Origin of the sequence: Streptomyces sp. NPDC001508, assembly GCF_040298665.1 — a bacterium.
Classification (GTDB): domain Bacteria; phylum Actinomycetota; class Actinomycetes; order Streptomycetales; family Streptomycetaceae; genus Streptomyces.
Map to the genome: position 1 here is coordinate 1 of NZ_JBEPAP010000128.1, position 6650 is coordinate 6650.

Consider the following 6650-nt stretch of genomic DNA (forward strand, 5'->3'; position numbering starts at 1 on the left):
CAGCAGTAAAGGAACGACGTCGATTCCCCCTGGCCCGAGCCAACTTCGCAGAGGTCGCCGCCAAGAGAGGTCCGAACGCACGGCAGAGGGGCTACCACGCTTAGCGTCAGCTCTTGTTCTCGCCGAGAGCGGCGCGGAGCCAGTCCAGTGAGCCCGTTGCCAGCACGGCGTCGGCGAGCGCATGGCCGCTCTTGGTGACGATCCGGCCGCGGCTGTTGTCGATCCACCTTTGAGCGTTGGCATAGCCCTGGTCGCGGTACTCGATGCCCTGGATCATGCACTCCAGTTTGTCCGCGTCCCGCGCGCACTGCGCTTCCGCGGACTCCTTGGCTTCGTACTCGGCAACCACTTCCTTGACCGCGTCGGCGAGGATTGCGGGCATGCCGGCGACTTGGTCGGCGGTGATCGCCTCGGGGTCGGCTTCGCCCGCTGTGTACTTCTTGCCGAGGTGGTTGACGTCGCCGGTTCGGGTCTCGCCGGTGTCGTGCCAGACAGCGAGGAACGCGGCCCGTGCGGGGTCCGCGCCTTCGAGCTTCGCGATGACGGTTGCGATCAGGGCCGTGCGCCAGGAGTGATCCGCGACCGACTCCGGGTCCTTGACTCCGGCCATCCACCAGCCGCTGCGCTTGGTGTTCTTGAGCGTCCCCGCCTCGTACAGGAAGTGCGCCACCGCGGTCAGTTCGTCGGACACCGTCGGGCTCCTCTCACGCCTCGGCGAGGCGGATCGCGTACCGGATGCTCTCCAACTCCCGCCGTCCGCGCGGTGAGAGTTCACCGCTATCCAACATGATCGGGAGACGATCGCGTAGGGCGCGGGCTGCCGCTCCCGATCGCAGCAGGTTGGGGCGGACCTGGAGCAGCGACCACACACTGTGGATGTTGAGGTCCACGTAGCCATGCTCGGGTGCGATGCCCTCGACGAGGTGAGCGAGGAGCCGGTCTCCGGGCCACGGTCCGAGGGAGCCGTCCGCGATGAAGTCGTCCGACAGTTGGGGCACGTTCGTCTCGCCGACCCAGTACGCCCAGTAGGCGAGGTTTGCTGACTCGCCGGCGTCGTCGTCCTGGAGCGCGCTGTCGATGAAGCACGCCATGCGGTCGCGGTCGCCTTGGCGGGCTGCGACGGCGGCGACGCTTCGGTTGTTAAGCCAGGCGGTGAGCCAGTCGCCTGGCCGTTCGGTTCGCTGTTGGTGGGTGAGCCAGTCAGCGGTGTCGGTCGCCTGGTCGTAACTGGACAGGTAGAGGGACTGTCGCCGCAGCAGGAACTGTTTCGGTCCACGGGCTTGTTCCGCTGTGCGGCGCATCTGTTCAAAGAAGGTTCGGCGCTCGGCGGCGGTCAGCTCCGGTCCGGACGGTGCCGGTCCGCGGCGCGGCCGAGAACGTGCAGGAAGATCGCGTACTGTGCGCGGCGGTACGCCGTTGAGCGGCCATGCCAGAACTTCGGCGAGTTCGCGCTGCATCACCATCGAGCTTAGGGCGGCGTCCTCGACGGGCGCGTCTTCGTCCAGGGCCGACGCGAGAAGGACGTCCGCCTCCAGAGCGCGTTCCAGCGCCTGGAGCAGGGCGGGGGAAGTGCCCATCTGCATCAGCCTTTGGCGTAAGCCGAGCATCTGCGCGACGGGTACGGCCGTCAAGGCTCGCCGGCCTGTCTCCCACCCGGCGACCGTGTCTGGGGAGACCTTGAGATGTTCGGCGGCCTCGTCCTGCGTGTATCCGTGCTGCTCGCGTATTACCCGCAGGACGTAGCCGCTGAGGAGGCCGGTTCGTGGCCGCTGGCCCTTTGCCGTACTGGCGGTCAGGGTTTGCCGAGCGCTTGGCTGCATGGGAATCCCAATCCCGGCGGTTTACAAGAAACCACCCGTACTCGCAGTCACTTCAGGGTCACGAGCCGTCCTTCTACGGTCGTTCGTGACCCTGAATCGAGCCTATTGGGAGGCCGTGACACATGGGCTCCGTTCTGCATAGTCATCACACGACGGTGTCAGCTCAGACAGCGGTGACCTGGCGCAATACGTCCTCATCTTGGTCGTGCCGGCCGTCCGCCTCGCCGCGTCCCTCTCGACCGAACAGCCGTGCTCGGCAAGTAGATCACCGGGCCCGGCCCCGCCTCCCGTGCAGAGATGATCCGCACCACTCTGCGCCGAGGTGATACCGGCAGAGGCGCGTGCCCTCCGGGCCGGTATCGGCCGCTGACCTCGTTGACCTGCTCCGGTGGTTCGTGACCCTCCTTGGGGGCGACCGGAGCCCCCGGCCCGGCACACCCGACCCCGTGATGCCCTGCGGTGTGCCGGGCCGCCACCATCGTCTCGACATAGGAAGGTTCTCGATTGTGCTGCCTCCGGCACCGCCAGGTGTTGTCCCGTACATCGCCGGATGGAGTGAGGAACGGCTCCTGACAAGCCCGATCACCCGCCGCCGTATCGTCCCGGGGATCGGGTACGTGGATGAGACGCCGTACGACCGGGACAGTTTCGGTGTGCTGTGGGCCCGGTACGCCCTGCGGCCCAAGCGGCGCCGGGGCAGCCCGCAGCTGAGGAACGTCCACCCCTACCGGCAGCGTCGGGCGATGCTGAACATGATGTGCCAGGTCTGCTCCCGTATGCCGCCGGACCCGCACGGTCCGCATCTGTTTCTCCTGCGGGACTCTTGTGGCGCGGTCCGGGAGGGGGAGCGGACGACGAGTCCGCCGGTGTGCGTGCCGTGCGCCGGGATCTCCATCCAGCTCTGCCATGCCTTGCGGGGTGGGCGGTTCGTGGCGGCGTGGGCCAGGCACGTACCGGCGTGGGGAGTCGTCGGCCCCCTCCACCACCCACAAACGCTCCAGCCCATCGCCGGGTGTCACATGGAGCAGGTGAAGTACGCGTCGGAGTGGGCGCCGTGGGTCCGTGCCGCCCGAACGATGGTGGAGCTTCGCGGGGTGACACCGGCGGACTTGGACCGGGAGTTCGCGGCCCTCGGCCGTGACCGTCTGGAGGAGGAGTTCGCCCGGGTCGCGGAGCTGACGGCGGTCACCTGCCCCTGAGACACCTGCCTCGGGCCGGTCGCGGCGCCGTGACCAACTCCCTTGGTGCAGGACCCGCACCCCTCCCGTGTGGCTCCCGGCCCGAGGTGGGCCCCACGTCCCGGCTGACTCTCCATGGAGAAGTGACGGCAGCCCGGGACACCGGCCCCGGCCGACCTGTACGGCCGGGGCCGTCATGCCCCTTCATCCGCAGCTTGCGTCCCTTCTGGGAGGTTCCATTGACCGCTCGATCCCTCATCACGAACGAGCAGGCAACGTCCTGCTACTTCCGCACCACCGTGGAACACCCGTACCGAAAGGCGCTCATCCAGATCTGCGAGCCCTGCAACGAGTCGTGCAAGCACTGTTTCGTGTCGGCGACCAAGCGCGGCGACTACATGGACTGGGACGCTGTCCGGGACCAGCTCATCCCGCAGCTGATCGCGGCCCGGGTCAACCGGATCACGATCACCGGGGGCGAGCCGTTCATGCATCCGGACCTCATCCCCATCATCGACGACTTCCGGGAGACCGGTATGTCGGTCGGCGTGTGCACGAACGCGACGATGGTGACGGACGAGCAGATCGCCACGCTCGCTGAGCTGGACGTCCACATGAACGTCAGCCTCGACGGGTTCTCAGCTGACTCACACGGCGTGTTCCGTGGCCGCCCCGAGGGGTTCGCCGAGACCGTCGACGCCGTCGAGCGCTTCGCCAAGGCAGGCATCCTCCAAGGGCTGCTGTGCACGCCGAACAATCTCGCCGAGGACGAGGAATATGGGCAGCTCTGCGAGTTCGCCAGGCAGCAGGGCGCCAAGTACGTACTCCTCAACCCGCTCGGCGAGATGGGCCGGGGCGCGTCCAAGTCCTCACAGAGGCTCCGCAGGCCGGACGACCACATGCGGCACATCCACGGCCTGACGATGCCGTTCGGCGACGACGACCTGGACGTGGTGCACATCAGGTTCCCCAACGATGACAAGCCGTTGGCCGGCTGCGAGGCGGGGACGATCATCTACGTGTTCACCAAGGGCGAGGTGACCGTATGCCCGTACCTCGTTTTCGCCGCGCGGACGAGGGCGAGCCAGCACCCGGACACCGATTTCATCGTGGGCAACGTGTGGCAGCACGACGACATCGCCGAACGCCTGGATGCATACGATTTCCACAACCGGTGGAAGGTGGGTGACAACCCGACCTGCGGCGGCTGTTCCCTCTCGGACGGCTGCGGGAAGGGATGCCCGGCCGCGGTCGTCGCCTCAGGACAGCGGATCGGCGCTGTCGACACGGAGCTGTGCCCGGTCGTGCCCCGGCAGACCCGCATGCTGCCCGTGGTCGGTGTGTCATGAGCGGCCAGTTCGTCACCATCGACGGCCCCGGCGGGGTGGGGAAGTCGACCGTCGCCGCGGCCGTCGTGGAGCTGCTGCGTGCCGAGGGCCAGCCGGTGTTCCAGACGCGGGAGCCGAGTGACAGCCCGATCGGCCAGCTCGCCCGCCACGGCACCGAGGAATACCGGGGGATGAGCATGGCGTGTCTGATCGCCGCCGACCGGTACCGGCACGTCGAGCAGGAGATCCGGCCGGCGCTCGCCCGGGGCGAGATCGTCGTCTGTGACCGATACATCGCCTCGTCGTTGGTGCTCCAGGTGATGGACGGCGTCCCGCGAGACTCGGTATGGGAGCTGAACAGGCATGCCGACATGCCGGACCTGGCCGTCATCATCAACGCACGCGTCGACCAGATCACGAAGCGGCTGGGTGCCCGGGGCGCGCACAGCCGGTACGAGCGTGAGCCCGGCGGTACCGAGCGGGAATGCGGCCACTACTACGAGGCGGCTAGGTTCCTCATGGCAGCCGGGGTCTCCGTGATGCAGTTGGACGCGTCCGCAGCCGACGCGGAAGGTGTCGCCTGCGCTGTCGTCGCGGGGATCAAGGAACGATGGACGAGGGGCCGCTCATGACCACCCTGGACGTGCTGACGTTCAACCTGAACAATCCGAGCCGGGACCGCGCTCAGCGGCAGTTGGAGTTCCTGGCTGCGCGGCCCGAGCACGCTCTCGTCCTCACGGAGACTGCCGACAGCGCGGGGTGCGACCTGCTCGCTTCCCGGTTCGCGGTGGCCGGCTACGAGGTGACGTTCCCGCGGCCGGGCCGGGGCGAGCGGGGTGTCATGGTCGTCTCGCGCTTGGCGACCCGCCCGGATCCGGGCTTGGTGATGGGGTACCTTCCGCACCGCGCTGTGTCCGTCACCGTCGACACCGACGAGGGGCCGCTGGACGTCATCGGCATCTACGTGCCGTCGCGCGACGCCACCAGAACGAAGACCATCAGGAAAAGCCGCTTCCTTGACGCCTGCCGCGCAGCGCTGCCCAAGGGGGAGGGCTTGCGGGTGATGATCGGGGACTTCAACATCCTGGAGCCCAGCCACACGCCCCGGTACCGGTTCTTCCAGCAGTTCGAGTACGACTTCTACGCGTGGCTCGGTGAATCCGGATACCTGGACGCCTTCCGCGCCTTGCACCCGGATGCGCTGGAGTACTCGTGGGTGGGGCGTACCGGCGACGGCTACCGCTACGACCACGTGCACGCGTCCACAGATCTGGCGACCGCGCTGATCTCCTGCGCGTACGTGCACGAGGTGCGCACTGCCGATCCCCGGCTGACCGATCACTCGGCTCTGACGGTGTCCTTCGCGCTCCGGGCCACCGCTCCGCTGCTGGTGTCCACTCCTGCGGCTCGGGCCGCCGCTCTGTTCTGACCGACGTACCAACCAATCTCCGACCGAGGGAAAGCATGGACAAGACACAGTGGGAGACGATCGGCCGCCTCGTGGAGTGGCTGGACAAGGAGAGCCCTGTAACGGGCGAGCAGGCGAAGACGATGCGCGTGCTCAAGATCGGGGAGGAGTTCGGCGAGGTGGCCGAAGCCCTCCACGGCGCTCTCGGAGCCAATCCGAGGAAGGGCCGCTCCCACACCTGGACGGACGTCGAGAAGGAGCTGACGGACGTCATCGTGACGGCCATGGTCGCCCTGGCCACGATCGCGCCGGACCCGCAGCGCGTGTTCCAGGAGCGACTGGACGCCCTGGCTGACCGGGTGATGCCGGAGCCACAGGGCTAGGAAGCCTCCCCCTGTTAACCCTTTCGGATGACTATTTGGGGTGGCCGTAGGTGGGCCTGGCGGCGAGACGTGCCGCCGGGCCCACTGTGTTATACGGCCGGAAACGGCTTGCCGTCTGCATCTATGACTGCTTTCTTGCCGAGCCCCTTGATGCACGAGGAGTGTTGGCGGCGCGCGCCCGCCTATGCCGCGTGCCTGCTCGTCGCACGTGCTCCCAGTCCATGTTCCCGTGGGAACATGGACCCCCCTCCGGCTCGCTCTAGTCGGGTCTGGTCCCGGCTGGTCCGGTCTCGTCGGGTGTGCCCCACCTGCGAGGACAGGAAAAGTGCAGGTCAGCGCGCTGACGCCTGCCGGTTCAAGTCCGGTTCCGGGCACATCCCGCACGACGGCGTCTGACCAGCCCGAACACCTGTCAGGCGCCGCTCTTTTTTCCGTTCTGGCGCACCGCGGGAGCACGACTCGGCACCGTCCCGGCATGGCATAGACGGCAAAGCGGAAGAATGCCGACGCTGGGATCACATGGGCCGAGCGAA

At 67.6% G+C, this 6650-nt stretch carries 7 protein-coding genes; 5 read left to right on the forward strand and 2 right to left on the reverse strand.

Features of this window, described 5'->3' with window-relative positions; all coding sequences use genetic code 11:
* Positions 1-106: 106 nt before the first annotated feature.
* Together ABT245_RS45450 and ABT245_RS45455 are read right to left on the reverse strand one after the other, a co-directional pair.
* On the reverse strand, positions 107-691 hold the full coding sequence (locus ABT245_RS45450) for an HD domain-containing protein (RefSeq protein ID WP_351746922.1): 585 nt from the start codon (positions 689-691) through the stop codon (positions 107-109).
* 13 nt (positions 692-704) lie between these two features.
* Positions 705-1832 (reverse strand): helix-turn-helix transcriptional regulator, encoded by a 1128-nt coding sequence (locus ABT245_RS45455; RefSeq protein WP_351746939.1) that lies wholly within the window; start codon positions 1830-1832, stop codon positions 705-707.
* Positions 1833-2437: 605 nt separating this feature from the next.
* On the opposite strand from ABT245_RS45455, the gene ABT245_RS45460 reads away from it, so the two are divergent.
* From ABT245_RS45460 to ABT245_RS45480, 5 genes are all read left to right on the forward strand, one after another.
* Entirely contained in the window at positions 2438-3019 is a 582-nt protein-coding gene (locus ABT245_RS45460; RefSeq protein WP_351746925.1) for a hypothetical protein, read from the forward strand.
* A gap of 218 nt (positions 3020-3237) precedes the next feature.
* The gene (locus ABT245_RS45465) at positions 3238-4347 is read left to right on the forward strand and encodes a radical SAM/SPASM domain-containing protein (protein ID WP_351746928.1); all 1110 of its coding nucleotides are present in this window, start codon (positions 3238-3240) and stop codon (positions 4345-4347) included.
* Positions 4344-4958, forward strand: a complete 615-nt coding sequence (gene tmk, locus ABT245_RS45470) for a dTMP kinase (protein WP_351746931.1) — start codon at positions 4344-4346, stop codon at positions 4956-4958. Before ABT245_RS45465 ends, tmk begins: the two co-directional genes overlap by 4 nt.
* Positions 4937-5755: an exonuclease/endonuclease/phosphatase family protein gene (locus ABT245_RS45475; RefSeq protein WP_351746934.1), complete on the forward strand. Its 819-nt coding sequence runs from the start codon at positions 4937-4939 to the stop codon at positions 5753-5755. The genes tmk and ABT245_RS45475 overlap by 22 nt, the downstream gene beginning before the upstream one ends.
* 35 nt (positions 5756-5790) lie before the next feature.
* Positions 5791-6117, forward strand: coding sequence for a MazG-like family protein (locus ABT245_RS45480; RefSeq protein WP_351746936.1), 327 nt, complete (start codon positions 5791-5793; stop codon positions 6115-6117).
* The last annotated feature ends 533 nt before the right edge of the window (positions 6118-6650 follow it).

Bases quoted from the DNA above. Each gene is read 5' to 3' on its own strand.
- ABT245_RS45475 (WP_351746934.1), top strand. From the start codon at position 4,937: ATGGACGAGGGGCCGCTCATGACCACCCTGGACGTGCTGACGTTCAAC.
- ABT245_RS45480 (WP_351746936.1), top strand. From the start codon at position 5,791: ATGGACAAGACACAGTGGGAGACGATCGGCCGCCTCGTGGAGTGGCTG.
- tmk (WP_351746931.1), top strand. From the start codon at position 4,344: ATGAGCGGCCAGTTCGTCACCATCGACGGCCCCGGCGGGGTGGGGAAG.